The 25,021-nt window shown below is 69.4% G+C and carries 23 protein-coding genes, 2 tRNA genes and 1 other RNA gene; 21 read left to right on the forward strand and 5 right to left on the reverse strand.

What is annotated here, in order from left to right:
- Positions 1-118: 118 nt before the first annotated feature.
- From ACYVF3_RS01720 to ACYVF3_RS01740, 5 genes are all read left to right on the forward strand, one after another.
- On the forward strand, positions 119-3,001 hold the full coding sequence (locus ACYVF3_RS01720) for a UPF0182 family protein (protein ID WP_461152620.1): 2,883 nt from the start codon (positions 119-121) through the stop codon (positions 2,999-3,001).
- 171 nt (positions 3,002-3,172) lie between these two features.
- A tRNA-Met gene (locus ACYVF3_RS01725) sits at positions 3,173-3,246 on the forward strand.
- Positions 3,247-3,307: 61 nt separating this feature from the next.
- Entirely contained in the window at positions 3,308-3,733 is a 426-nt protein-coding gene (locus tag ACYVF3_RS01730) for a nuclear transport factor 2 family protein (RefSeq protein WP_461152522.1), read from the forward strand.
- A gap of 69 nt (positions 3,734-3,802) precedes the next feature.
- Positions 3,803-4,471, forward strand: a complete 669-nt coding sequence (locus ACYVF3_RS01735; protein ID WP_461152523.1) for a hypothetical protein — start codon at positions 3,803-3,805, stop codon at positions 4,469-4,471.
- Between the two features lie 101 nt (positions 4,472-4,572).
- Positions 4,573-4,646: transfer RNA gene (locus tag ACYVF3_RS01740), tRNA-Met, on the forward strand.
- A gap of 49 nt (positions 4,647-4,695) precedes the next feature.
- Here the strand turns inward: ACYVF3_RS01740 and ACYVF3_RS01745 are convergent.
- Positions 4,696-4,920 carry a hypothetical protein gene (locus ACYVF3_RS01745; RefSeq protein ID WP_461152524.1) on the reverse strand — a complete coding sequence of 75 codons (225 nt, stop codon included), beginning with the start codon at positions 4,918-4,920 and terminating at the stop codon, positions 4,696-4,698.
- Positions 4,921-5,277: 357 nt separating this feature from the next.
- Here ACYVF3_RS01745 and ACYVF3_RS01750 point away from each other — a divergent pair, with 357 nt between their 5' ends.
- From ACYVF3_RS01750 to ACYVF3_RS01785, 8 genes are all read left to right on the forward strand, one after another.
- Positions 5,278-5,775 (forward strand): PadR family transcriptional regulator, encoded by a 498-nt coding sequence (locus ACYVF3_RS01750; RefSeq protein ID WP_461152525.1) that lies wholly within the window; start codon positions 5,278-5,280, stop codon positions 5,773-5,775.
- Between the two features lie 140 nt (positions 5,776-5,915).
- On the forward strand, positions 5,916-7,022 hold the full coding sequence (gene prfB, locus ACYVF3_RS01755) for a peptide chain release factor 2 (RefSeq protein ID WP_461152526.1): 1,107 nt from the start codon (positions 5,916-5,918) through the stop codon (positions 7,020-7,022).
- Positions 7,023-7,124: 102 nt separating this feature from the next.
- Positions 7,125-7,814, forward strand: a complete 690-nt coding sequence (gene ftsE, locus ACYVF3_RS01760) for a cell division ATP-binding protein FtsE (protein ID WP_145743010.1) — start codon at positions 7,125-7,127, stop codon at positions 7,812-7,814.
- Between the two features lie 68 nt (positions 7,815-7,882).
- Positions 7,883-8,785, forward strand: coding sequence for a permease-like cell division protein FtsX (gene ftsX, locus ACYVF3_RS01765; RefSeq protein WP_461152527.1), 903 nt, complete (start codon positions 7,883-7,885; stop codon positions 8,783-8,785).
- An 80-nt stretch (positions 8,786-8,865) separates the two neighbouring features.
- Complete coding sequence (gene smpB / locus ACYVF3_RS01770) at positions 8,866-9,342, forward strand: SsrA-binding protein SmpB (protein WP_461152528.1); 477 nt, start codon at positions 8,866-8,868, stop codon at positions 9,340-9,342.
- Position 9,343: 1 nt separating this feature from the next.
- Positions 9,344-10,246, forward strand: a complete 903-nt coding sequence (locus tag ACYVF3_RS01775) for an amidohydrolase family protein (protein WP_461152529.1) — start codon at positions 9,344-9,346, stop codon at positions 10,244-10,246.
- An 84-nt stretch (positions 10,247-10,330) separates the two neighbouring features.
- Positions 10,331-10,700, forward strand: a transfer-messenger RNA (tmRNA) gene (gene ssrA / locus ACYVF3_RS01780).
- Between the two features lie 327 nt (positions 10,701-11,027).
- Positions 11,028-11,528, forward strand: coding sequence for a DUF7144 family membrane protein (locus ACYVF3_RS01785; protein ID WP_461152530.1), 501 nt, complete (start codon positions 11,028-11,030; stop codon positions 11,526-11,528).
- A 77-nt stretch (positions 11,529-11,605) separates the two neighbouring features.
- On the opposite strand, the gene ACYVF3_RS01790 is transcribed toward ACYVF3_RS01785, so the two are convergent.
- Positions 11,606-12,547 (reverse strand): LysR family transcriptional regulator, encoded by a 942-nt coding sequence (locus tag ACYVF3_RS01790; protein WP_461152531.1) that lies wholly within the window; start codon positions 12,545-12,547, stop codon positions 11,606-11,608.
- Positions 12,548-12,759: 212 nt separating this feature from the next.
- On the opposite strand from ACYVF3_RS01790, the gene ACYVF3_RS01795 reads away from it, so the two are divergent.
- The 5 genes from ACYVF3_RS01795 (at position 12,760) to ACYVF3_RS01815 (ending at position 16,952) form a co-directional block, all read left to right on the forward strand.
- On the forward strand, positions 12,760-13,236 hold the full coding sequence (locus tag ACYVF3_RS01795) for a DapH/DapD/GlmU-related protein (protein WP_461152532.1): 477 nt from the start codon (positions 12,760-12,762) through the stop codon (positions 13,234-13,236).
- A gap of 219 nt (positions 13,237-13,455) precedes the next feature.
- The gene (locus ACYVF3_RS01800) at positions 13,456-14,778 is read left to right on the forward strand and encodes a pyroglutamyl peptidase (protein WP_461152533.1); all 1,323 of its coding nucleotides are present in this window, start codon (positions 13,456-13,458) and stop codon (positions 14,776-14,778) included.
- A 349-nt stretch (positions 14,779-15,127) separates the two neighbouring features.
- Entirely contained in the window at positions 15,128-15,727 is a 600-nt protein-coding gene (locus ACYVF3_RS01805) for a DUF6230 family protein (protein WP_461152534.1), read from the forward strand.
- Between the two features lie 14 nt (positions 15,728-15,741).
- A complete protein-coding gene (locus ACYVF3_RS01810) occupies positions 15,742-16,188 on the forward strand; it encodes a DUF6114 domain-containing protein (protein WP_461152535.1) in 447 nt (148 codons plus the stop codon).
- Positions 16,185-16,952: a hypothetical protein gene (locus ACYVF3_RS01815; protein ID WP_461152536.1), complete on the forward strand. Its 768-nt coding sequence runs from the start codon at positions 16,185-16,187 to the stop codon at positions 16,950-16,952. Before ACYVF3_RS01810 ends, ACYVF3_RS01815 begins: the two co-directional genes overlap by 4 nt.
- Here the strand turns inward: ACYVF3_RS01815 and ACYVF3_RS01820 are convergent, their stop codons facing one another.
- Together ACYVF3_RS01820 and ACYVF3_RS01825 are read right to left on the reverse strand one after the other, a co-directional pair.
- Positions 16,953-18,971: an iron ABC transporter permease gene (locus ACYVF3_RS01820; protein WP_461152537.1), complete on the reverse strand. Its 2,019-nt coding sequence runs from the start codon at positions 18,969-18,971 to the stop codon at positions 16,953-16,955.
- Entirely contained in the window at positions 18,968-19,930 is a 963-nt protein-coding gene (locus tag ACYVF3_RS01825) for an ABC transporter substrate-binding protein (protein WP_461152538.1), read from the reverse strand. Before ACYVF3_RS01825 ends, ACYVF3_RS01820 begins: the two co-directional genes overlap by 4 nt.
- Before the next feature lie 32 nt (positions 19,931-19,962).
- Here ACYVF3_RS01825 and ACYVF3_RS01830 point away from each other — a divergent pair, with 32 nt between their 5' ends.
- The 3 genes from ACYVF3_RS01830 to ACYVF3_RS01840 all read left to right on the forward strand — a co-directional run bounded on the left by ACYVF3_RS01830 (position 19,963) and on the right by ACYVF3_RS01840 (position 24,168).
- Positions 19,963-20,097 carry a hypothetical protein gene (locus tag ACYVF3_RS01830; protein WP_461152539.1) on the forward strand — a complete coding sequence of 45 codons (135 nt, stop codon included), beginning with the start codon at positions 19,963-19,965 and terminating at the stop codon, positions 20,095-20,097.
- On the forward strand, positions 20,097-21,077 hold the full coding sequence (locus ACYVF3_RS01835; RefSeq protein WP_461152540.1) for a hypothetical protein: 981 nt from the start codon (positions 20,097-20,099) through the stop codon (positions 21,075-21,077). The genes ACYVF3_RS01830 and ACYVF3_RS01835 overlap by 1 nt, the downstream gene beginning before the upstream one ends.
- A gap of 97 nt (positions 21,078-21,174) precedes the next feature.
- Positions 21,175-24,168, forward strand: coding sequence for a glycine--tRNA ligase (locus tag ACYVF3_RS01840; protein WP_461152541.1), 2,994 nt, complete (start codon positions 21,175-21,177; stop codon positions 24,166-24,168).
- A 173-nt stretch (positions 24,169-24,341) separates the two neighbouring features.
- Here ACYVF3_RS01840 and ACYVF3_RS01845 read toward each other — a convergent pair whose 3' ends face one another.
- Entirely contained in the window at positions 24,342-24,911 is a 570-nt protein-coding gene (locus tag ACYVF3_RS01845; RefSeq protein ID WP_461152542.1) for a hypothetical protein, read from the reverse strand.
- Positions 24,912-25,021 lie beyond the last annotated feature (110 nt).

A 25,021-nucleotide genomic window follows, 5' to 3' on the forward strand; every position in this document is an offset into this window, starting at 1 on the left:
GGCCTTCCAGGAACTTCACACCAGGGTCGTAGAGTTGAACATCACGAGGGAATCGTGTTCCCGAGAAAGCGCGATTGCCAAGTTCAGCTGATCGTCCCCAGGAGCGTGCGCTGTGGCCATGCGGCCCCCGGTAGGAATGCCGAAACTATCCCGGCGAAGCAGAATCCTGCTGATTCTGGGCGGGGTCGTCCTGCTCGCCCTGATCCTCGGGTCGCGTCTGCTGGGCGCTTATGTCGACTGGTTGTGGTTCGGCGAGGTCGGATACCGGCAGGTCTTCACCACCCAGGTCACCTCGCGGCTCGGCCTCGGGGTGGTGGCCGCGGCCTTCTTGGGCGGCGTGCTGCTGCTCAACCTCTGGATGGCCTACCGCAACCGCCCGGTGTTCGTGCCGGTCAGCGGTCCTGATGACCCGCTGACCCGCTACCGCACGGTCATCACCGAGCGCTCCAGGCTGTTCGGCCTGGGCGTGCCGATCGTGATCGCGGTGATCGCCGGGCTGGCGGCGCAGGCCGACTGGCAGACCTTGCAGCTGTTCCTGCACAGCGTCCCGTTCGGCCAGACCGACCCCGAGTTCGGCAAGGACATCAGCTTCTACGTCTTCCAGCTGCCGTTCTGGCGGATGCTGCTGTCCTGGGCGTTCATCGCCGTGACCGTGTCGTTCCTCGGCGCGCTGGTCACCCACTACATCTTCGGCGGCATCCGGCTGACCGGCCGCAGCGGCCAGCTGTCGATGCCCGCGCGGGTCCAGCTCGGCGTGCTGGCGGGCCTGTTCGTGCTGCTCAAGGCCGTCGACTACTTCCTCGACCGGTACGACCTGCTGTTGTCCCAGCGCAACAACCTGTTCACCGGCGCCAGCTACACCGACCTCAACGCGGTGATGCCGGCGAAGCTGATCCTGATGTGCATCGCGGTGTTCTGCGCCCTGGCGTTCTTCTCGGTGATCTTCCTGAAGAACCTGCAGATCCCGGCGCTGGCCACCGTGCTGCTGCTGCTGTCGAGCGTCGTGGTCGGCGCGGTGTGGCCGGCCCTGCTGGAGCAGTTCTCGGTCCGCCCGAACGCCAACCAGCGCGAAGCCGTCTCCATCGAGCGCAACCTCGCGGCCACCAAGTCCGCGTTCGGCATCGGGGACGACAAGGTCAAGTTCGTCGACTACCCGGGCAAGACCCAGCTGCAGCCCAGCGAGGTCGCCGACGACGCCGGCACCATCCCCAACATCCGGCTGCTCGACCCCAACGTGCTGTCGGCGACGTTCACGCAGCTCACGCAGCAGTACAACTTCTACGGCTTCCCCGACAAGCTCGACGTCGACCGCTACAGGGACGCCAACGGGCAGCTGCAGGACTACCTCGTCGCGCTGCGCGAGATCAACACCGACGGCCTGGCGGTCAACCAGCAGAACTGGATCAACCGGCACACCGTCTACACCCACGGCAACGGCTTCATCGCCGCCCCCGCCGACCGCGTCGACTCGACCTTCAACGAGGGCGCCACCCAGGGCGGCTACCCGGTCTTCCAGATCAGCGACGTCGCCAACAAGGGCCAGGGCGGCATCCCGGTCGAGCAGCCGCGGGTCTACTACGGCGAGCTGGTCGGTCCCGACGACTACGCCATCGTCGGCGGCAACCCCGGTGATGCTCCGCGCGAGTACGACACCGACACCCAGCAGTTCACCTACGACGGCCGCGGCGGCGTGCCGATCGCCAACCCGTTCAAGCGACTGGCGTTCGCCGCCTACTACGGCGAGCGGAACTTCCTGTTCAGCGGCGTGATCGGGGACAACTCCAAGCTCATCTACGAGCGCAACCCGCGCGACCGCGTCCAGAAGGTCGCCCCGTGGCTCAAGCTCGACGGCGACCCGTACCCCGCGGTGGTCGACGGCCGCATCAAGTGGATCGTCGACGGTTACACCACGCTCAACAACTACCCGTACTCCAAGCTGACCGAGCTGGGCGAGGCCACCAACGACACCCTCACCGGCGTCGAGCGCCAGCCGAACCAGCAGATCAACTACATCCGCAACTCGGTCAAGGCCACGGTCGACGCCTACGACGGCACCGTCGACCTCTACGCCACCGACCAGAACGACCCGGTCCTCAAGACCTGGGAAGGCGTGTTCCCCGGCGTCGTCAAGCCGGCCAGCGAGATCAGCCCGCAGCTGCGCGAGCACTTCCGCTACCCGGAGGACATGTTCAAGGTGCAGCGCAAGCTGCTCACCGAGTACCACGTGGACAACCCGGGTGACTTCTTCTCCACCCAGACGTTCTGGGAGGTGCCCAACGACCCGACGGCTCGGGGCACCGTCGGTAGCAGCGAAGGCCAGCAGCCGCCCTACTACGTGCTCGCCCAGGTCGAGGGCCAGCAGCAGCCGAACTTCCAGCTGACCAGCGCTCTGACCGCGCTGCGCAGGCAGAACCTGTCCGCGTGGGTGTCGGTGTCCTCGGACCCGAAGAACTACGGGCAGATGACCGTGCTGCGGCTGCCCACCAACACGCTGACCCCGGGGCCGAACCAGGTCCAGAACCAGATGGAGTCGACTCCCGAGGTCACTGAGAACCGGACGCTGTTCAACAACCCCAACGTCACGGCGATCTTCGGCAACCTGCTCACGCTCCCGGTGGCCGGTGGGCTGCTCTACGTCGAGCCCATCTACATCCAGCGCAACGAGCAGGAGTCGTACCCGCAGCTCGCCAGGGTGCTGGTGTCCTTCGGCGGGAAGGTCGGGTTCTCCGAGACGTTGCAGGGCGCCCTCGACCAGGTCTTCGGATCCGGAGCGGGTTCGGCGACCCAGCCGGGGACGCCCGACCAGCAACCGGGGCAGCCGGAGCAGCCGCCCACTCCGGGCACGCCGCAGACCGACCAGTCCGTCAGCGCCATCCGCGACGCGCTCGAGCGCGTTCGCAAGGCCCAGCAGTCCGGGAACTTCGCCGAGATGGGTCAGGCCTACCAGCAGCTCGACGAAGCCATCAAGCGCTTCGAGCAGACCCAGGGCACCGGAGGCTGAGCCGTCCGTGTGGAAGTCGGCGGGGTGGGGACCGGCGCGGTCCCCACCCCGCCGACGCATTTCCGGACCAGGTCACAGGTGGTGGGCGGGCTTTGGTCACCCCCGGTTTGAACGGCCGTTACCCGCCCCGTAGACTTGGGTCCACAACAGAGCGGCCGATTCGGCCGACGGCGCGGGGTGGAGCAGTTCGGTAGCTCGCTGGGCTCATAACCCAGAGGTCGCAGGTTCAAATCCTGTCCCCGCTACTGATCGACAGGCGCCTTCCGGAGACATCCGGGAGGCGCCTTCGTCGTTGGTGATGTCGTGATGACTCAGCAGATCCTGGATCGCTTCGACATCGAAGAAGCCCTCATCCGCTACACCCGCGCGATCGACTCCGGTGACTGGGACCGGCTCGACACCGTGTTCACCCCGGACGCCCGGATCGACTACACGGCCTCGGGTGGCATCGAGGGCGACTTCGCCACCATCAAGCCGTGGCTGGCCGAGAACCTGCCGATCTTCACGCGGCGCATGCACTCCCTGCACCAGATCGCCATCGACCACGAGGGCCCCGACCGCGCCCAGGTCGCCGCCTACTTCCACAACCCGATGATCCTGCCCCGGGGCGACGGCGAGCCGGAACTGCTGGTGGAGTTCGGCGGCATCTACCACCACACCTTCACCCGAACCCCGGACGGCTGGCGAAGCCGTTTCCTGCAGGAGGAGATCTGCTGGAAGCGAGGGCTGTGAGGCCGGCTCGCGGGGATGGGCTGAACGGGGCTTCAGGCCGGGGGTGCGGTGTGGTCTGCTCGCGGTGTGATGAAGCTGGTGCTGTGCGTGCGCGGTGGTGATCTCGGCGCGGTGCTCCGGGGAGCTGAGCTCCGCGAGCGGTTGCGGGCCGCGGGAGCCGTCGCGCTCCAGGTGAACGTCGATGACGCCGACGTGGCGCCCGCGATGCGGTTCGGGCCGGGGGAGCCGGTGACCGGGCTGGTGTCGGTGTGGACCGACGGGGACGCGGACCCGCTGGTCGCGGCGGTCGCCGAGGCGGCAGGGGACCCGGGGGTGCACGCGTACCGGGTGACCGAGAAGGTCCGGCTGGATCCGCTGCCGGTGGCGGACGGGCAGCGCGCGGACGTCTACGCGCAGGTGGCCTTGCTGCGGCGGCCCGAGAGCATGTCGCGGGAGGACTACCTGGGCTACTGGCTGGTGCACCACACGCCGATCGCGATTCGGACCCAGAACACGTCGGGGTACGTCCAGAACGTCGTGGAAGAGGTGCTGACGCCGAATTCCCCGGATGTCGCCGCCATCGTCGAGGAGCATTTCCCGATGGAGGGGATGACCGATCCGCACGCGTTCCACGGAAGCGGCGGGGATGAGGCCGAGCTGAAGCGTCGTTTCACGGAGTTGATGGCCAGCGTCGCCGAGTTCGGCGGCGGTGACGGGCTCGACGTGGTTCCGACGAGTCGGTACCAGTGGAGCCTGTGAGCTGGGATTTCCGCTTTCGCCACCCCGGTGTTCGGTCGCTTTCCGGGCCGTGTAGAGTTCTATTCACAACAGAACGACGCGGCCGGAAATTCGGCCGATGGCGCGGGGTGGAGCAGTTCGGTAGCTCGCTGGGCTCATAACCCAGAGGTCGCAGGTTCAAATCCTGTCCCCGCTACTAGAGAAAGTGCCTCCGGTGATCCGGAGGCACTTTTCTTCTTTCACGTTCAGTCCTTCAGGCCTTCGGCCCACTTGCGAGCGCAGCCGGGGGAGCACACCCTGCCCTCGCCTCGAACCACGGCCGTTTGACGCATGGTGCGGCCGCAGACCATGCAGGAGTCCGTCTCGGCGCCGCGCTGCGCCGGGACCATGGACTTGGCTCGTTCAGTGACCCGCTGGGTCACCTTCTCCTTGCTCTCGTTGACCTTGGTACGCAACCAACTGCGATGCACGCCCGAACCTCCTGCTTCCCATGCCGTGCCCCCGCCGGAGGCCCGGCGGTCACCAGCAGCGTGAGGGTAACCACACGTAGTTGTGCAGTTTCAGAACGTGATAGCACCTCATTGCGCGCCCAAGAACCCCCATCCAGGCGAACGATCGGGAGCTTGGTTGCAATGCGTGCATCTACCAGGGCTGCATTCGGGTGGGATCTGTGATCGTCTTGGTCCCCAGCGTCGAAAAACCGGTAATCCCGACCTGGAACCAATGGCGGAACGGTTCGTCCACTTGGACCAGTCGGGTGCAACCACTGTGGACAGAAGCGCCGACCACTGTGGACAGCTCCGGCGGGACGTGGCACCGTTGGTGTCGTGAGCGAGCTGAATGCGACATCCGCTGCCCTGTTGGGACTACTGCACGAAGGGCCGAAGACCGGTGGCCAGCTGGTCGCCGCGGCCACCGAGCGCTTCGCCGGGTTCTTCAGCGTCACCCGCAGCCAGGTCTACCGGGAGCTGCCCGCGCTGACCGAGGACGGCCTGCTGCGCCTCGGCAAGCAGGGGCCGCGCTCCAGCCAGCAGTACGCGATCACGGCCGCCGGCAAGAAGGCGTTCAAGTCGTGGCTGAACACCGCGCCCGGTCCGGACAACGTCCGCAGCCCGCTGATCCTCCGGCTGGTCTACTCCGGCACCCTCACCCCGCGCCAGCGCGCCGGCCTCGTCGAGTCCGCTCGCGCGCAGACCGCGGTGAAGATGGATGAAGCCCGCAACGCCGCCAAGACGGCGGGCGACCCCTACGAGAAGGCCGCCGCCGACTTCACCGTCGCCTACAACCGGGCGATCATCAAGCTGCTCGACTCGATCCCCGACTGACCCGGGGTCCGCTCGCGAACAACGGCTGCGCCGCTCGATCGGCGCAGCCGTTGTTCGTGCGCGGGGGCTGGGGAAGCCGATCTGGCGGCAACGTGCCGTCCTCGTGGGCGACCCGTTATCGGTGAAGTACCCTGAGCTCTGTGAATGCCGACGTCGCAGCCTCCCTCAAGGAACTGTCCAACACGCTCGAAGGCATCGAGAGCGTGATGGATCTCGACGCGCTCCGCGCGGAGATCGCGGAGCTGGAGGAAGAGGCGGCCAAGCCCGATCTCTGGGACGACGTCGAGAACGCGCAGCGGGTCAGCAGTCGCCTGGTGTACCGGCAGGCCGACCTGCGTCGCGTCACCGAGCTCCGCCAGCGCGTCGAAGACCTCGAAGTCCTCTACGAGCTCAGCGAGGACGAGGGCGATGACTCGGGTCTCGCCGAGGCCGACGAGGAGCGCCAGCGCCTCGCCAAGGACCTCGAGACCCTCGAGGTCCGCACCCTGCTCTCCGGCGAGTACGACCAGCGCGAAGCGATGGTCACGATCCGCGCCGAGGCCGGTGGCGTCGACGCCGCGGACTTCGCCGAGACGCTGATGCGGATGTACCTGCGCTGGGCCGAGCGGCACTCCTACACGACCGAGGTCTACGACACCTCCTACGCCGAGGAGGCCGGGCTGAAGTCCGCGACCTTCCGCGTCAACGCGCCCTACGCCTACGGCACCCTCTCCGTCGAGCAGGGCACGCACCGCCTCGTGCGCATCTCGCCGTTCGACAACCAGGGCCGTCGGCAGACGTCCTTCGCCGGTGTCGAGGTGCTGCCGGTCGTCGAGGAGACCGACCACGTCGAGATCCCGGAGAAGGACATCCGGGTCGACGTCTTCCGCTCCTCCGGCCCCGGTGGGCAGAGCGTGAACACCACCGACTCCGCGGTGCGCATCACCCACATCCCGACCGGCGTGGTCGTCTCCTGCCAGAACGAGAAGTCGCAGCTGCAGAACAAGGCCGCCGCGATGCGCGTGCTGCAGTCCAAGCTGCTGGCCCGCAAGAAGGAGGAGGAGCGCGCCGAGCTGGACGCCCTCAAGGAGAGCGGTTCCAGCTGGGGCAACCAGATGCGCTCCTACGTGCTGCACCCGTACCAGATGGTCAAGGACCTGCGGACCGAGCACGAGGTCGGCAATCCCGAGGCCGTGCTCGACGGCGAGATCGACGGTTTCCTGGAAGCCGGCATCCGCTGGCGCCGGCAGCAGCAGAGCGTGGCCTGATCGACCCCCAGCGCTCCCATCGAAAGTGCTGGTCACGGCTAGTGCGACCACCTCTGTGGGTGAGTGCGGATCGCCCTATCGGGCGGGGGTAAACTCCCGCCCGTGATCCGCCTTGAGCACGTGTCCAAGACGTACAAGACGTCGACCCGGCCCGCTCTCGACGATGTCTCGGTGAGCATCGACAAGGGCGAGTTCGTGTTCCTCATCGGGCCATCGGGCTCCGGGAAGTCGACGTTCATGCGACTCCTCCTGCGCGAGGATGTGCCCAGCCGCGGCCGGGCGTTCGTCGCCGACTGGAACGTCGCGAAGTTGCCGCGCCGTCGGGTTCCCCGGCTGCGCCAGCGCATCGGCTGCGTCTTCCAGGACTTCCGGCTGCTGAACAACAAGACCGTCGCGGAGAACGTCGCGTTCGCGCTGGAGGTCATCGGCAAGCCCCGGCAGGACATCCAGCGCGTCGTCCCGCAGGTGCTGCAGCTGGTGGGCCTCGACGGCAAGGCCGACCGGATGCCGAACGAGCTCTCCGGTGGTGAGCAGCAGCGCGTCGCCATCGCGCGCGCCTTCGTCAACCGGCCGCTGGTGCTGCTGTGCGATGAGCCGACCGGAAACCTGGACCCCGACACGAGCCAGGACATCATGCTGCTGCTGGAGCGGATCAACCGCACCGGCACCACCGTCGTGATGGCCACGCACGACCACGGCATCGTCGACTCGATGCGCCGTCGCGTCGTGGAGCTCAGCCTCGGCCGGGTCATCCGAGACGACGCCCGCGGCGTGTACGGCGTCGGTCGCTGAAGCGGCGCGACCCGATCGCCGGGCACCCGAGGACACACACCCCCGAACGGCAGGAAAGCTGACCCAAGATGCGTGCGAGCTTCGTATTCAGCGAGGTCGTCAACGGCCTTCGGCGCAACGTGACGATGACCATCGCGATGATCCTGACGACCGCCATCTCGGTGGGTCTGCTCGGCGGTGGTCTGCTGGTGGTCCGGCTCATCGACAAGATGCAGGAGACCTACCAGGACCGCGTCGAGGTCGTGGTGTTCATGACCGACGACGTCAGCGCCAATGACTCCGACTGCAGCCAGCAGCCCTGCGCCTCGGTTAAGTCGGCGCTCAGCGGCACCGACGGAGTCAACTCGGTCAAGTACGAGAACCGGGAAGAGGCGTTCGCCAGCTTCAACAAGGTCTTCGAGTCGCAGCCGGAGCTCAAGGACGTCGCCCGCGCCGAGGCGATGCCTGCCTCGCTGCGGGTGAAGCTCGACGACCCGGAGCGCTTCCCGCAGATCCAGGCCGAGTTCGCCAGCAAGCCGGGTGTGGACAGCGTCGTCGACCAGGCCGAGTACCTGGACCGGCTGTTCGACATCCTCAACGGCGTGCGCAACGCGGTGTTCTCGATCGCGCTGGTGCAGGCGCTGGCAGCGCTGCTGCTGATCTCCAACACCATTCAGCTCTCGGCGTTCACCCGCCGCACGGAGACGGGCATCATGCGCCTGGTGGGCGCGACGCGGTGGTACACCCAGCTCCCGTTCTTGCTGGAAGCGATGGTGTCCGGTCTGATCGGTGCGGTGCTGGCGATCCTCGGCCTGCTCGTCGCGAAGGCGGCTTTCATCGACAGGGTCATGGGACCGGTGCTGGGCACCGGCATCATCCCCGCGGTCGAATGGGGCGACATCGCGCTGATCTCGCCGATCCTGCTGCTGGTCGCGGCAGCGATCTCCTCGATCACCGGTTACGTCACGCTCCGCCTGTACGTGCGGCTGTAGCCTGATGCTCGGCGGTCCCCGCTGGAGGGGGGCCGCCGAGTTCGGCTTATCCGGGTGACACGAGGACTAGAGTTGTTCGCATGGTGAAGGAACGCGGCCGCAAGGTCATCTCGCAGAACCGCAAGGCGCGGCATGACTGGTCGGTGCTCGACGTCTACGAGGCCGGCATCGCGCTGACCGGTACCGAGGTCAAGAGCCTGCGCCAGGGCAAGGCGCAGCTGGTCGACGGCTTCGCCACTGTGGACGACGGCGAGGTCTGGCTGCGCAACGTGCACATCCCCGAGTACACCGAGGGGACCTGGACCAACCACGAGCCGCGTCGTTCGCGCAAGCTCCTGCTGCACCGGCACGAGATCGAGCGGCTGGTCGGCAAGATCAAGGAGACCGGGCTGAGCCTGGTGCCGATGTCGCTGTACTTCAGCGACGGCAAGGCCAAGGTCGAGCTCGCTCTGGCACGCGGCAAGAAGGCGCACGACAAGCGCCAGGACATCGCCAAGCGCGACATGGAACGTGAGATCCAGCGCGCCATCGGGCGTGCGCGAAAGGGCAAGCGCTGATTTGACGGCACCGCTCGACGACAACCGAATCCCCGCTTGGCTGGACGAGCTCGGCTTGCCGGGTCTGGTCGACATCCACACCCACTTCCTGCCGCCCAACGTGCTGGACAAGGTGTGGGAGTACTTCGACAACGCCTCCGAGCACTACGGGATGCGGTGGGACATCTTCTACCGGCACGACGAGGCCACCCGGGTGCGGCTGCTGCGCGAGTTCGGTCTGCGCGCGTACGCCCCGCTTGTCTACGCGCACAAACCGGCGATGGCCGAGTGGCTCAACGACTGGGTCCGCGACTTCGCCGAGCGCACGCCGGACGCCGTGCCCACCGCCACGATCTACCCGGAGCCCGGCGTCGGCGAGTACCTCGCCCGCGCGCTGGACGGGGGCGCCCGCTGCGTGAAGATGCACGTCCAGGTGGGTGGGTTCGATCCGCGCGACCCGCTGCTGGACCAGGCGTGGGGCCTGCTCAGCGAGACCGGCGTGCCGGTCGTCGTGCACTGCGGGCACGGTCCGATCCCCGGTTCCTACACCGGGCTGGACGTGTTCGAAGGCGTGCTGCGCAGGCATCCCGGCCTGACGGCCGTGCTGGCGCACGCGGGAATGCCCGACTACCTCGCCGCGTTGGCCCTCGTGGAGCGCTACCAGCGGGTCCACCTGGACACGACGATGGTCGGCGTGGCGTTCAGCGAGAAGTTCGCCCCGCTGCCCAAGGACTGGTCCGCCCGGATCGCGGTCCACTCCGACCGGATCGTGCTGGGCACGGACTACCCGAACATCCCGTACCGGTACGCGGACCAGCTCGCGGTCATCGCGGACTGGGCCCACCGCGACCAGCGCCTCGGCCCGGATTTCCTGCGCGCGGTGCTGCACGACACACCGGCTGCGCTGCTGGGCTTGAGCGTTTGAGGGATATGGGAATGATCGCCGGGACGGGACGCGTTATCCTGTTGGACACCGGTTCGAAAGCCGGGAGCAGTGGAGTGAAGACATGGGGGTGAACGGTTTCGACTCCGTACGTTGATCCTTGGGAAGCGTGCCGGTGCAGGCGGGAGACCACCGTGAGCGTCGCCGCAAACAAATAAGCGCCGACAAGAGTCAGCGCGAGTTCGCCCTCGCCGCCTGAGCGAGGAGCGACTCTGTCGGACCGGGAACGCCTCCGTCCCGGAATCCGGCATCAGCTAGGAGGCTCGACCACGAGGTTCGGTCGCGGGACCTCGTGGGACATCAAACAGCGACTGGGCTCGTCACACCGGCTAGTTCGCGAGACCGGTGGAGCCGAGTAGAGGCATAGCGGACTGCGCACGGAGAAGCCTTGGTGAAGCGACGGAGGACCCGGGTTCGATTCCCGGCACCTCCACGATGATCCTGGTCGATGCCCTTCGGGCATCTTCCCGGGATCGTGATGTCCGTACGGGGGCCGAGCCCCCGTAGACCCCCACGGAGCGGGGAGCACGTTCTTGCGTGCTCCCCGCTCCGTGTTTTCTCCCGGGCCTGCTCTCGGACCAGCATTTCGTCCTCGTGGAGTGCACTCGCCTTTCTCGTTTCCAGGCGATCCTCATCGGACGTTCGCCGCGCGGTCAGTGCGATAATCTCGCGAACCGGGACGAAAGTCCTGGTCAGGCTGCATTTTTGCGTCGTCGGCGCGATGCTGTCCGGACACGTCCTCTACGAGGGGGAGGCGGTTGAGATGTCCAATCCGGACACGGGGCAGCAGACGAGTCGCGAGCAGCGCGCCGAGCAGACGCAAGCGCCCGAGCAGCGGCAGGCTCCGGAGCAGCGGCAGGAATGGGCGATGTCCAGCGCTCGCCCGGCTGCTGGCAGGTCGAGGTGGCTCGCCTTCGGCGGCTGGATGCTGGTGCTGGCCGGCGCCTTCAACATCATCGCCGGGCTGACGGCGCTGCTGCGCCCCGACTACTTCGTGGTGGGTGGCGGTGAGCTGCTGGTGTTCGGCTTCGGGGCGTGGGGGATCATCTGGCTGGCCTTCGGAGCGCTGCAGGTCCTCGCCGGTGCGGGCTGCCTCTCCGGGCAGCGGTGGGCGCGGATCACCGGGATCGGGCTCGCCGGCCTGTCGGCGATCGGCCATCTCGCCTTCTTGGCGGCCTTCCCGCTCTGGGAGCTCGCCTCGATCGCACTGGCGATCCTGGTCATGTACGCACTGGTCGTCCCGGACGAGGACGCGATCGCCTGAGCCCGGCGACACCGGCGCACCCAGCGACCGCACGCCGTCCACCGACCGAAGACGCACGCACGACGCGCGATGGCTGCTCACATGGGTTGATCACCGGGCGCCCAACTCGGCGCCCACGCGTCGTCGGGGATGCGCGGCGTCGAGGTGCGCAGGTGGTCGCGGAGCGCGGTCAGCACGGGGTGTCGATCTCCCACGCGGGACAGCAGCACGTGGGGGTAGACCGGGGTCGGGTCGTGCAGCGGGATGCGCCGCAGGTCATGGGTTTGGGGCCACAGGTACCGATCTCCTCGGCCGACGAGGGTGGACAGCGAAGGCGAGTCGGCCAGCTCGTCCATCAGGGCCTCGTCGCCGAAGTGGGGGCCGAGCGCGTCGATGCTCAGGCCGAAGGCCTCGGACACCGCCCGGTAGAACGCCGACCACTCGGTTCCCGGCTGGATCCCGGGGACCCAGATCCGGTGGCCGACCAGATCCGCGGGCCTGGCGCGCGGTGCGTCCGCCAAGGGATGTCCAGGCCCGACCAGGAGTTCCAGGGGAGTGTCCAGGAGACGTTCCGCCCTGATCCCGTCCGGCACCTGGTCCGGCGCCAGGGCGCGGAATGACGCGTCGACGGTGCCGTCGCGCACGGCCTGGGCTGCTCCGGCCGCGTTCTCGTCGGCGAGCGCGACCGCGTCCAAGTCCATCTCGGGATGCGAGCGGTAGAACCGGTACACGGCCTGGGCCGGAGCGATCCGCCGGTTGAGGACGTCGACGCGCAGCGGGCGGCTGCCGGGGCGCACGGCCTGCTCGCTCCGCTCGACGGCTGCCAGGACTTCCTTGGCGTGCGGCAGAAAGGCCTGCCCGTCCAGGCTCGGCCGGGACCCGCGTGGGGTGCGCACCAGGAGGGCGACTTGGAGGTGTCTCTCCAGAGCCGCGATCCGCTTGGAGACCGCTTGCTGGCTGATCCCGAGATCGTCCGCCGCCGCCTGGAACTGGCCGGACCGGGCGACGGCCACGAACGTCCGCAGCGCTTCCACATCCACAGCCCCAGGCTAGGGCCACAACGAGCAGTTGTGGCTGATGAGCTGCACGGTTGTTTGATCGCGCGTTCTCCGGGGTGGTGGTATCGCCTCATGATGATTCCGAAGCCCGGGGGGAAGTTTTCATGAAAACTTCCCCACCCCCGATCAGCGCAGACCACGTCCTCCACGTTCGGACCCCAGAATTCGCGCGCCACGCGGAGCGGATCGCGGAGGTGACCGATGCGACGTCCCGGTTGAACGTGCTGCCGTTCAGCGACGACGAAGGCCGTGCCGAACTACTGTCCGTTGTGTTCGGCGGCCCGCTCCCGGAGTCGGTGACGATCTACCCGCCGTTCTTCACGGAATGCGGGCTGCACACGACCTTCGGCGAGAACGTCTTCGTCAACCAGGGATGCACCTTCATGGACAAGGGCGGCATCCGCATCGGCAACGGCGTCATGATCGCCCCGAAGGTCAACCTGATCACCGGCGGACATCCGCTGCCCCTGGCCGAGCGTCGCGAATACATCGCCTTCGCCCCGATTTCCGTCGAAGACGACGTCTGGATCGGTGCGGCGGCCACGATCCTGCAGGGCGTGACCATCGGGGCCGGTGCCGTGGTGGCCGCCGGTGCGGTGGTGTCGCGCGACGTCCCTGCCCGCACCCTGGTCGCCGGAAATCCTGCGCGGGTGATCAAGACGATCGACTGAGTTCCGCCGGCGTCCCGCGCCGTCGAAGCGGTCCTCGGGTGACATTCCGGTCGTCCTCTGTCGAGGAGGTGAGCGCCCGACTCCTCGTGCGCCCGAGCACGGACGAAGCCGCGGAGCGTCTGACTGCCCGGGTGTCGTGAACTCGCCACTGCTGAGCACTCCGCGCGCGCCCGACACGGCATAGAGTCCTCCTGGGTCCGCCGTTCCTGGAGGTTCGACTTGCACGTCGGTGTGCGCGGCGTGTGCGCCGCTGCGGTGTTCACCCTGTTCGCCAGCGGGTTCCCGGCTACCGCCGGTGCCGTCGGCCCGTGCTTCGATTCGGGCGCGCCGACGACCGTCGAACAGGGGCGGCTGGATGACGACGTAGCGGTCGAGATCCTGCGGCGAAGCGGTTTCGACCGGCGCGCTGGGGAATTCGAGCAGGAGCTGTGCGGCGTCGACACGATCGAGGACGCGAAGCGGTTCGTGCGGTCCGAGGGCGGACGGTTGTGGGAGGCCGCCGTCGCCCGCGCGCAGGGCCGCGAACCCGCAGCGGGTGATCTTCCCGCGGAAGACGACCGCCCCCTCTACTGGGCGCGGCTGCACATGACCAGGTCGCTGGCCCGCTGGCAGCCGGGGTTCGAACTCGGCCCAGCCGAGCGGGCGGAGCTGGTGGGGTCCTTCGAGCGCGAATCGCGCGGCCACAGCAGCGTCGAAGCGCAGGCAGGTTTCAAGCGAGTGCTGGTCAGCGGCTTCGACCCGTTCCAGCTCGACGACGACATCCGCCGCAGCAACCCCTCCGGCGCGGTGGCCCTCGCGCTCGACGGCACCGTGCTCGACACGCCTTCGGGCCCGGCCCGCGTCGAGGCGGTGATGTTCCCCGTGCTGTGGGAGCCGTTCGAGCAGGGCATCGTCGAACGGGCCTTCCTGCCGCACGTGCGGCCAGGTCCGGAACAGGTCGACCTGTTCGCCACGATCAGCCAGGGCCGGCCGGAGCGATTCGACGTCGAGCGCTGGAACGGTCGCTGGCACCAAGGCGCCGACAACGACCGCGAGGTGCGCGCCGGCGGTGTGATCACCGTGCCGCCGGATCTGCCGACGATCGACCCCCAGCCCGAGTTCGTGCCCACGACCCAGCCCTACGCCGAGATCGTCGCCGCTGACACCGGCCGCTTCCCGGTCTTCGACAACACCCAGGTGACCGAGATCCCGAGCGGCGAGACCGAGCCGGTGGTCCGGCCGGACGGGCCGACACCAGGTTCGCAGGCCCGGCAGGGCGGTGGCGGCAGCTACCTGTCCAACGAGGTCGCTTATCGGACGACGCTGCTGCGCGACGCGGTGGGCGCCGAGATCCCCGGCGGGCACGTGCACACGCCGATCCTGGAATTCGGTCCCGGTAACACCACCGAGATCACGGACCCGGCGTTCGAGGCGAGCCGCCGCGACATCAACGCCCAGTTCCGCAACATCCTCGCTGTCGCGGTGGGTGCCGGCGTCACGGGCGATCCGTCCCATCGGTCGGTCACGCCGAGGTCCGAACCGCTGCCGCCGCCGTCCATGTGATCCGCTCGCGACGGTGAGGTGGACGGCAGTACGCGCGCCGGTGCGCCGGTGACGCGCGACGGTTCCCGCCCGGACCCTGGTCGCGGTAGTCCTCGCGCATGTGATCAAGAGCTTGCACGTCGAACGCTGACGGCGGGCTCGCCTGCCACCGGGAGGCTGCTCGGCCGGGGGTGGCCGGCGTGCTCGCTGTGGCGAGTGGGGCGCGCGATAATTAAACGAAAGATCAACTATCATTTATTCACGAATAGTGACTGCAGTCACAGCGCGATGTGTGTTGTTTGGCTTACGTTTACCCCCATTCGGAGTAGCGCGGATCACGCTACGGACACGCCGAGTGATGGGAGCCGATGTGGGCGAGAAAACGGGAGGCCGGACCCGCTGGCGCGTGTTCGGGCTGGTGCTGCTGGTCGGGATCTTCGGGGTCGGGCTGATGTTCACCGGTCTGTCCCAAGGTGCGATCGCGGCATCGTTCGCGGTGGCGGGCACCAGCTACAAGGCTTCGGCCGACAAGCTCGACGCGCAGGGCGTCGTGCAGTACGGATCGGTCGATCGCAGCGCCGATCAGGCTCACCCCGTGCTGGTCAACGGATTCCGGAAGGCGAAGCTGGACAACTTCTGCCAGTCCATCGTCGTCCCGGAGCTGCCGGGGATCGGTGACATCACCGTGAAGATCGCGGCGCCCGGCGGGATGAACGCGGACAACCTGGTGCTCGGTGTCGAGGAGGTCACCGGTGACCTCACCCTGAACAACGTCGAGATCGGCCGCGACGCCGGAACCTTCGACAAGGGGCCCAACGGCGTGACCGGCGGGACGGGCAACTTCGGCATCCAAGCCGACAGCACGCAGATCGAGGGTCTGCGCCAGGTCGCCTGGTCGACCACCGCATCGACGCTGAAGCTCAACCAGGTGCAGATCAAGGCCAGCGCCGGCCGCAACGAGTGCTTCTGACCGGGGGTGATCGCATGGCTGCGAAGAACGAGACTCGGACCAAGTTCCGCCAGTGGCGACGTACTCGGCCGTTCTGGGCCGGGTTCTGCACCCTGGTGTCCGGGCTGCTGATCCTGTTCCCGCCCTACGCCTCGCTGAAGTTCGGCGACATCATCGTCTCGCTGAACACGATGACCGGGATCTCGGCGATGGTCATCGGGGTCCTGCTGGTGTGCTGCGGGCTGTCGTTCTGGACCCGCCAGGAGTTCCGGATGCCCGCCGGGATCGTGGCGCTGCTGCTGTCGGTGGCCGCGATCGTGACCGCCAACCTCGGATCGTTCCTGCTCGGGACCCTGTTCGGAGTGGTGGGAGCGGCACTGGGCATCGCGTGGACGCCCAAGGCGCGTCAGCGCAAGCCCGCCGCGGAACCCGCAACGCAACCCGTCGAGGTTCCGACCGGTCTTGCCGGAGGACGTGCGTGAGGTCATCGAGGCTTCGCCTGGTGGCGGGCGTGCTCGGTTCGACGCTGGCGCTGGGGATGCTCGGCCCCGCCGCGGCGGCCCAGGAATCCGGCGGCGGTCCGATCTCGGACCTGCTCGGTCTGTCGCCGGACGCCGCTCCGACGACTACCGAAGCGCCGGCTCCTGCTCCGACACCGACCCCGGCTCCGACGTCGACTCCGGTGCCCGAGTCGAGTTCAGCTCCGGAACCGGCGCCGACCGCGCCGGTTCCGGCTCCCACCTCCGCTCCGCTCCCGGCGCCCCTGCCCGCTCCCGCCCCGAAACCGGGTGCGCTGCCGCCGGCTTCGTCGTCCGGCGACGTCCAGCCCGGCCCCGGCCGGTCCTGGACGCTGACGGCCAGCACGCTGAAGCTCGTGGGCTCCCGGTACCGGGGCGTCGAGGAACGCGACGGGGTGCGGACGCTGCACTTCACCGTCGACCGCCTGGAGATCACCGACCTCGTGCAACGCGGGGCTCTGGGCAACGGCATGACCCTGCGCACCGCCGCGCGCCAGGGAAGCGTGTCGACCGTGGTCAACGGCCCGATCGAGCTCTACACCCAGGAGCTGACCGGGACGCTGGCCATCGCCCGCACCACGCTCACGGCCGACTCGCTCCTGATGCCGGACCTCGACCTGGGATTCCTGCAGCTGCCCGAGCTGACCTTCACCGACGCGATCGTCCGCAACACCGACCTCGTCGGCGGCACGCTGACCATCCCCGGAGCGCACCTCGGGCTGGAGTGATCACGCGGGTCTCGGGGCGTTGCTCGTGCGGTGCAGCAGGTGCAGGAAGTACGGCGTGCCGATGAGCGCCGTGATCAGCCCTGCCGGGAGCTGATCCGGTGCGATCGCGGTGCGCCCCAAGGCATCCGCCGCGCAGACGAGGATCGCGCCCAGCAAGGCCGCGACCGGCAGGGACCGGGCGTGCTTGCGTCCCACGAGCGCCCGCGCCGCGTGGGGCGCGACGAGGCCGACGAAGGCGATGACGCCGATCGCCGCGACCGCCGCTCCGGTCAGAACCACCGCGCACAGCAGCAGCACCAGCCGTGCCCGGGGCACCGCAACGCCCAGGACGCGGGGCGTCTCGTCGTCGAGCGAGAGCAGGTCCAGCTCGGCCCGTGCCCCGACGAGCAGCGGGATCGCGAGGGCGATGGCCAGGGCGACCGGAACCAGGTGCTCCGGCAGCCGCCCGTAGGTCGAGCCGCCCAGCCAGGTCAGCGCCTTGGTCTCGTTCCACGGATCGGTCAGGGTGATCAGCAGCGTGATCAGCGCCTGGGTGCCCGCCTGCATGCCGAACCCGATGAGCACCAGGCGTTCGCTGGAGAACCCGCCGCGTGCCGCCACCGCGAACACCACCGCCGCGGCCAGAGCCGCGGCGAGGCCCGCCGCGCTCGCCTGCGCCCACAAACCGACCCCGGGTGCGAAGGTGATCACCGCGATCGCGCCGATCCCCGCACCACCGGACGTTCCGAGGATTCCTGGTTCCGCCAAGGGGTTTCGGGCCACCGCCTGGATCGCCGCGCCCGCAAGGGCGAGCGCGGCACCGGCCAGCAGAGCCGCCAGGACGCGCGGGAAGCGGTTGCCCATCACGTTCGACACGATCGGTCCCGCCTGCCCGGTCACCCAGTTGCCGACGTCGCCCAGCAGCAGCATCCGGTCGCCGAGCAGCACCGACACCACCACGACCAGCGCGGTCAGGACCAGCAGACCCGCCAGCACCAGCCGGAACCGCAGCGCGCTCACCGACCCGCGCACGCCCGCCGCCGGCGACTCGGACACCGCGCCCGACACCCGGACCCCGCGCGCGAGCACGATCAGGAACAGCACGCCGAGCAGCGTCGTCACCACGCCCGCAGGCACTTCCAGGGCGCCTTGAGCGCCGATCACCGCGCGCAGCAGGACGTCCGCGCCGAGCAGCAGCACCACGCTCATCGCCGCCGAGACCGGGATCAGCGCCGCGTGCCGGTGCAGTCCGGGCACGACGTTCGCGCCCAACCGCACCAGCGCCGGGGCGGCCAGGCCCACGAATCCGATCGGCCCGGCGAGGGTGACCGCCGAGGCGGCCATCAGCACGGCCAGCGCGATCGCCCCCAGGCGGATCCGTCCGACGTGGACGCCGAGTGCGCGCGCGTGGTCGTCGCCGAGGTGGATCAGGTCGAGCTTGCGCGCCAGCAGCAGGAGCCAGACCAGGGCGATCAGCACCACCGGCGCGAGCGTGCGGACCCCGTCCACGCCGTTCTGGCTCAGCGACCCCGCGCCCCAGGCGAACAAGCCCTCGGTCTCCTCCGAGAACAGCAGCAGCAACATCTGCGTCACCGAGCTCATCGCCAGCGCGAGCGCCGTCCCCGCCAGCACCAACCGCACGATCCCGGTACCGCCCTTGCCCGAGAGGCCCAGAACGACCAGAGCTGCGCACAACCCGCCCGCGAACGCGACACCTGCCGTGCCCAGCAGCGGGACGGAGACGCCGAAGGCCGCGACGGCGACGATCGCCAGGTGCGCGCCCGCCGACACCGCCAGCGTGTCGGGGGCGGCCATGATGTTGCGCGACACCGACTGCAGCACCGCGCCCGCCACGCCCAGTGCCGTACCCACCAGCACCGCGGCCAGCAACCGGGGCACGCGGGACTGGAGAATCACCGCCGCGTGGGCGTCCGGTGCCAGGACGTCGACATCGGCCGTCCCCTGCGTCAGGTGGACCAGCGAGCCGACGGCGATGAGCGCGCCGAGCGCGACGACGACCAGCAGCAGCCTGGTCTTCACGCCTGGACCGCGGCGATGGCCGCGTCGACGAACCGCTCCATCGACTTCGGCCCGCCGAACGTCCACAGCGGACCGGGCAAGTGCCGGACCTCGCCCTTCTGCACGAACGGGAGGCTGGTCCAGATCGGGTTCCCGGCGAGGTGCTCGGCGAACGGATCGCCGGACGTGGCGTTGTACCAGAACGGGACGTCGCCCAGCTTCGTCAGGCCTTCGACGTCGGTCTGGGCGAGACCGTAGGCGGGGTCGCCCGGCATGTCCCAGGCCGTCGGCAGGCCGATCCGGTCGAACACCGCGCCCACCAGGGAACCCCGCGTGTAGGGGCGGATGGTGACCGCGCCCGCGGTGGCGTAGCCGTCGGCGAAGGCCACCGGCCTGCCCGACATGCCCGCCTGCTCGACCGCCGCCCTGCCCGCCTCGATCTTGGCGTCGAACTCGGACTTCAACCGCGCTGCCGCGTCCTGCGTGCCGGTGGCCCGGGCGATCAGGTCGACGTTGCCGAACATCGAGCCGATCGGGTCCTGGGCGTTGCCACCGGGGATGACGACGACCGGCACCTTCGCCTCGATCTGCTCGAGCGCGCCCTCCGGGAGAGTGCCGGTGACCACCACGAGGTCCAGGTCGAGCGAACCGAGCGCGTCGATGCTCGGCTCGCCGCGCGTCCCGATGTCGGCGACCGACGCGTCCAGCGGGGCGGCGCTCGAGTACTCGCCGTAGCCCCGCACGTCCGAGATCGCGGCGGGCATGACGCCGAGCGAGACCAGGTACTCGGCGGCGTTCCACTCGGTCGCGGCGACCCGCGCCGCCGGGTGGTCGAGCCGGACCTCCTTGCCGCGCGAGTCCACGACGCTCACCGGCGGGCCGCTCGCCTCCGGCGCCGGACCGGACGGTGCCTCGGTCGTGCCGCAGGCCGCAGCGGAGAGGGCGAGAGCAGTGGCGATGAACGCACGTCTGGTGCGCATGGTGACTCCCTGGGGGCTAGAGCGAGGCGGCGTTGAAGCGGCCGACCTCGCTGAGGCTCGCCAAGCGCATCGGCTTCACACCGGTCCGGATGCTGTCCGACCACCTGGAGAACCGCGACGGCAGCTTCTCGGACGCCGTGCTCGCGGTGATGCGCGAGGACTCCTGATGTTCGACCCCGCCACCTCCTCGACCGAGCTCATCGACGGTTTCCGGCGCCACTTCACCGGTTTCGGTCACGTCGAGCGCCGGCGCCGGGCCCTGGTGTCGCGGCACGACCCGAGCATCCGGTTCACCAACTCCACCATCAGCGTCCTCAAGGCCGACCTGCTCGACGGCTGCACCGAGGACCTGATGCTGGTTCAGCCCGCGCTGCGGCTGCGCAACCTCGCGCACTGGCGGCGCACCGGCGAGGTGTCCGGGTTCGGGTGCTACTTCGTCGCCCTGGGCACCCTGAGCCCGCCGGGATCGCTGCACCGTATCCACAAGTCCGTGCTGACCTGGTTCACCGAGACGGCCGGTGTCGCCGAGTCCCGCATCGTCGCGCGGGTCTCCAGCGCCGACGACGACCTGCTCGCCGCCGCGGCGGACGCGGCAGGGCAGCGGGAGATCGACGGATGCCCGCAGCACCGCTACCGGCACGTGTTCGGCGTCGAGGGGGTGCGCGGGCGCAACCTCAACCTCGCGCTGCGCACCCGCGACGGGCTCGCCGACATCTGCAACATCATCTGCATCGAGCGCGACGACGGCACCCCGCTGGCCGTGGAGAGCGCCTTCGGCGTCAACACCGTGCTCGCCCGCGTCCACGACCTGCCGCACGTCCTGGACGCCTCGCCCGCGGCCGCCGCCGCGCCGCGACCACCGGACCTGATGGCGCTCGACGCCCTCGGCTCGGCGTTGCCGCTGCTCGCCGAGGGCCTGCGCCCGCGCGCCCGCGGCCGTTCCGGCAACCTCCACTCGCTGCTGGCGGTGCTGCGGGAGCGGCTCGACGCGATCGGCTGGGGCGGTCGGGACGTGACGAGCTGGGTCCGCGCGGCCGCCGAGGCCGACCACCGGGTCCGCGCCCGCACCAGTCCGGCCACCGACGACGTCGAGGAGCGGAGCGCCGCGGAGACCGCCCGGCAGGTGCTGGACGCGCTCGGGGGATGACGGCGAACAGCTGCGAAAATCGTGCGTGGCAGAATGCGCGTGTTCGAAAAACCCAGAGTATCCACACCACCACGGGCGATGAAGGGTTCGGAATCCGGTGACCGAGAGCAGCACACCGACGATGCAGGACGCGCTGCTGGCGCTGCAACGCTACTGGACCGAACGAGGTTGCATGATCATGCAGCCGTTCAACACCGAGGTCGGAGCCGGTACCGCCAACCCCGCCACCATGCTGCGGGTGCTGGGTCCGGAGCCGTGGCACGTCGGGTACGTCGAACCCAGCGTCCGGCCCGATGACGCCCGCTACGGCGAGAACCCGAACCGGCTGCAGACCCACACCCAGTTCCAGGTCATCCTCAAGCCCGACCCGGGCAACCCGCAGGAGCTCTACCTGGGCAGTCTGGAAGCGCTCGGCGTCGACACCGATGCCCACGACATCCGCTTCGTGGAGGACAACTGGGCCTCCCCGGCGCTCGGCGCCTGGGGTCTGGGCTGGGAGGTCTGGCTCGACGGGCTGGAGATCTCGCAGTTCACCTACTTCCAGCAGGCAGGCGGCCTGGTGCTCGACCCGGTGTCGGTGGAGATCACCTACGGCATCGAGCGCATCATCATGGCGTTGCAGGGCGTCGAGCACTTCAAGGACATCCAGTACTCCGACGGCGTCACCTACGGCGAGATCTTCGGCCAGTCCGAGTACGAGATGAGCCGCTACTACCTCGACGACGCCGACATCGAGGCCACCCACCGCATGTTCGACACCAGCGCCGCCGAAGCGGACCGGCTGCTGGACCTGCGCCTGCCCTCGCCGGCCTACGTGCACGTGCTCAAGTGCAGCCACATGTTCAACGTGCTCGACGCGCGGGGCGCCATCAGCACCACCGAGCGGGCCAAGGCGTTCGGGCAGATGCGCGGTCTCACCCGCCGCGTCGCCCAGCTGTGGGCGGAGCGCCGCGAGGAGCTCGGCCACCCGCTCGGCGTCGTCGAGGCCGCCGCGCCCGCCGACGACGTCGTCGACTTCCCGGCGGTGAGCGAACCGGCGACGCTGCTGTTCGAGATCGGGCTCGAAGAGCTCCCGCACGCGGACGTGTCCACGATGGCCGATTCCGTGCGCGACTCGCTGGAGTCCAAGCTCGCCGGAACCCGCCTGGAGCACGGCGAGATCAACGCCTGCGCCACGCCGCGCCGGATCATCGTGCAGGTCGCGAACGTCGCCCCGGCCGAGCCGGACGCCGAGCGGACCGTCCGCGGACCGAAGACCGCGGCCGCCTTCGGCGAGGACGGCACGCCCACCAAGGCCGCCCAGGGCTTCGCGGGCAAGCACGGCGTCTCGCCGGAGGAGCTGAGCCGCGTCGAGGTCGACGGCACCGAGCACGTCGCCGTCGTGCGCACCGAGCAGGGCCGCACGGCCCCGGTCGTGCTGGCCGAACTGCTGGCCCAGCTGGTGGGCGAACTGCGCGCCGACAAGAACATGCGCTGGCGCGACCCGAAGCTGTCGTTCAGCCGCCCGGTCCGCTGGCTGCTGGCGCTGCTCGGCGACACCCCGCTGCCGGTCGCGGTGTCCTCGCTGCGCAGCGGCACCACCACCCGCGTCCACCGCACCGCTGCCGAGCCGGAGGTGCAGGTGCCCTCCGCTGACGGCTACCTGGCGTTCCTGGCCGGGCACGGCATCGTCGCCGACGCGGCCGACCGCCGCCGCACGATCGTCGGCGCCGCCACCGAGCTCGCTGCCGGAATCGGCGGCACCGTCGACCTCGCCGGGGAAGCGGGTCTCGTCGACGAGGTCACCAACCTGGTCGAGCAGCCCAACGCCATCCTCGGCGGTTTCGCCGAGCGCTACCTGGAGCTGCCCGAGCAGATCCTCACCACCGTGATGCGCAAGCACCAGCGGTACCTGCCGGTGCGCGGCGAGAACGGGCTGCTGCCGCACTTCGTGGCCGTGGCCAACGGCGACTGCGACACCGATCTGGTCCGGGAGGGCAACGAGTCGGTGCTGCGGGCCCGCTACGAGGACGCCGCGTTCTTCTGGCGCGCCGACCTCAAGCGCAAGCCCGAGGAGCTGCGCGAGGGCCTGCACAAGCTGACCTTCGAGGAGCGGCTGGGCTCGATGGCCGACCGCGCCGACCGCATCGCCCGGGTCGCGGTCTCCCTCGGCGCCACCACCGGCCTGTCCGGGGAGGACCAGAAGACGGTCGCCCGCGCCGGTGAGCTCGCCAAGTTCGACCTCGCCTCGCAGATGGTCGTGGAGCTCTCCGGTCTCGCCGGGACGATGGCCCGCGAGTACGCGCTGCGCTCGGGTGAAACTCCCGCCGTGGCAACGGCTCTGGTCGAGATGGAGCAGCCGCGCGGAGCCGGTGACGCGCTCCCGGAGAGCACGCCGGGCGCGGTTCTGGCGCTCGCCGACCGCTTCGACCTGCTCGCGAGCCTGTTCGCGATCGGCGCCAACCCGACCGGCAGCTCCGACCCGTTCGGCCTCCGCCGCGCCGCCGGCGGTGTGGTGACGATCCTGCGCGCCACCCCGGCCGCGGGTGCCGTCACCCTGCGGGCCGGGCTGAAGGCCGCCAGTGCCGAGGTCGCCGTGCAGGGCTCGACGCTCAGCGACGAGGCCCTGGCGGAGGCGTACGACTTCGTCATCCGCCGCTACGAGCAGCAGCTGCTCGACGCCGGCCACGAGCACCGGCTCGTGCAGGCCGTCCTGCCGCTGGCCGATGCTCCGGCCGTCGCCGACGCGACGCTGGCCGAGCTGGAGAAGCGGATCGACGACGAGGACTTCGCCGCGCTGGTCGCGGTGATCCAGCGCGCCCGCCGCATCGTCCCGGAGGGCACTGCGCCCGCCTACGCCGCGGACGTGCTCACCGACCAGGCCGAACGCGATCTGCACTCCGAGGTCGAGGCGGTCTCGGGCCGGTTGTCGGGGACCGCGACCCTCGCGGAGTTCACCTCGATCGCCGCGCCGCTGGTGGCGCCGGTGAACAGGTTCTTCGACGAGGTCATGGTCATGGCCGAGGACCCCGCTCTCCGCGAGGCCCGCCTCGGACTGCTGGCCACGATCACGGCTCTCGCGGACGACTACCTCGACTGGCGAGCCCTCTGACGAACCCCACCAACGGGGCCCGGACCACAGCGGTCGGGGCCCCGTTCGCGTGAAAGCGTCACCAGGTCCCAGTTTTAGTCCAAACCGAGGACCCTTCGTGCCCGAAATGTCGGCTCAGTTTGGACTAAAACTGGGCTGCTCCCGGCAGTGAAGTGCGCGCGGCCCGGTGATCCTCAGTCGGTCAGGACGAGGTCTGGGATTTCGGTGCTGCTGGTGCCCACCACGACCTGGCCGTGCAGGTAGGGCACGCGCACCGCGCTGAGTCCGTCCACGGTGATGCGGGTGCCGGTCGTGCGGATCCCTCCGAAGGTGACCTCGACCGGTTCGGCGACGGCGGCGCGGGCCCGCTCCCAGCTCTCCCTCGGGCTGGTCCTCCGCAGCTCCTCGTGGGACTTGTCCCGGAACCGCAGGAAGTTGTGCAGCACCTCGGTCAGCAACCCCTCCTCGACCTCCTCGCCGCGCATCGGAACGCTGGTGATCACCACGAAGTCCGGGAAGTGCCCGGAGCCGTAGGCCACGCGCACGTCCCGCAGCAGCGGACCGAGCCCGGAGGTGCCCACGACCTCGGGCGCGGTCGGCTCGTCGGCCAGCACCGCGAGCGGATGGCCGAGCGCGAACGCGGCATCGTCGACGGTGAGCCGGGTCTTGTGCTCGATCTCGACGAGGCGCAGCGCGTCGTCGTAGCTGCGGCCGGTCTCGGCGGCGAGGTCGCGGGCCTGCTCTTCGCGGGTTGGCCGGGTCATCGGTCGGGTCTCCCCAGGGGTGCGTGCGGACGTTGCCCGAACGCTAGCGACACCCCTGGGCGAGCCCAACCCCGAGATCCGACCCCGATGGCCCTGAACTGCGGTTTCGC

This window comes from Saccharopolyspora tripterygii, assembly GCF_054778355.1.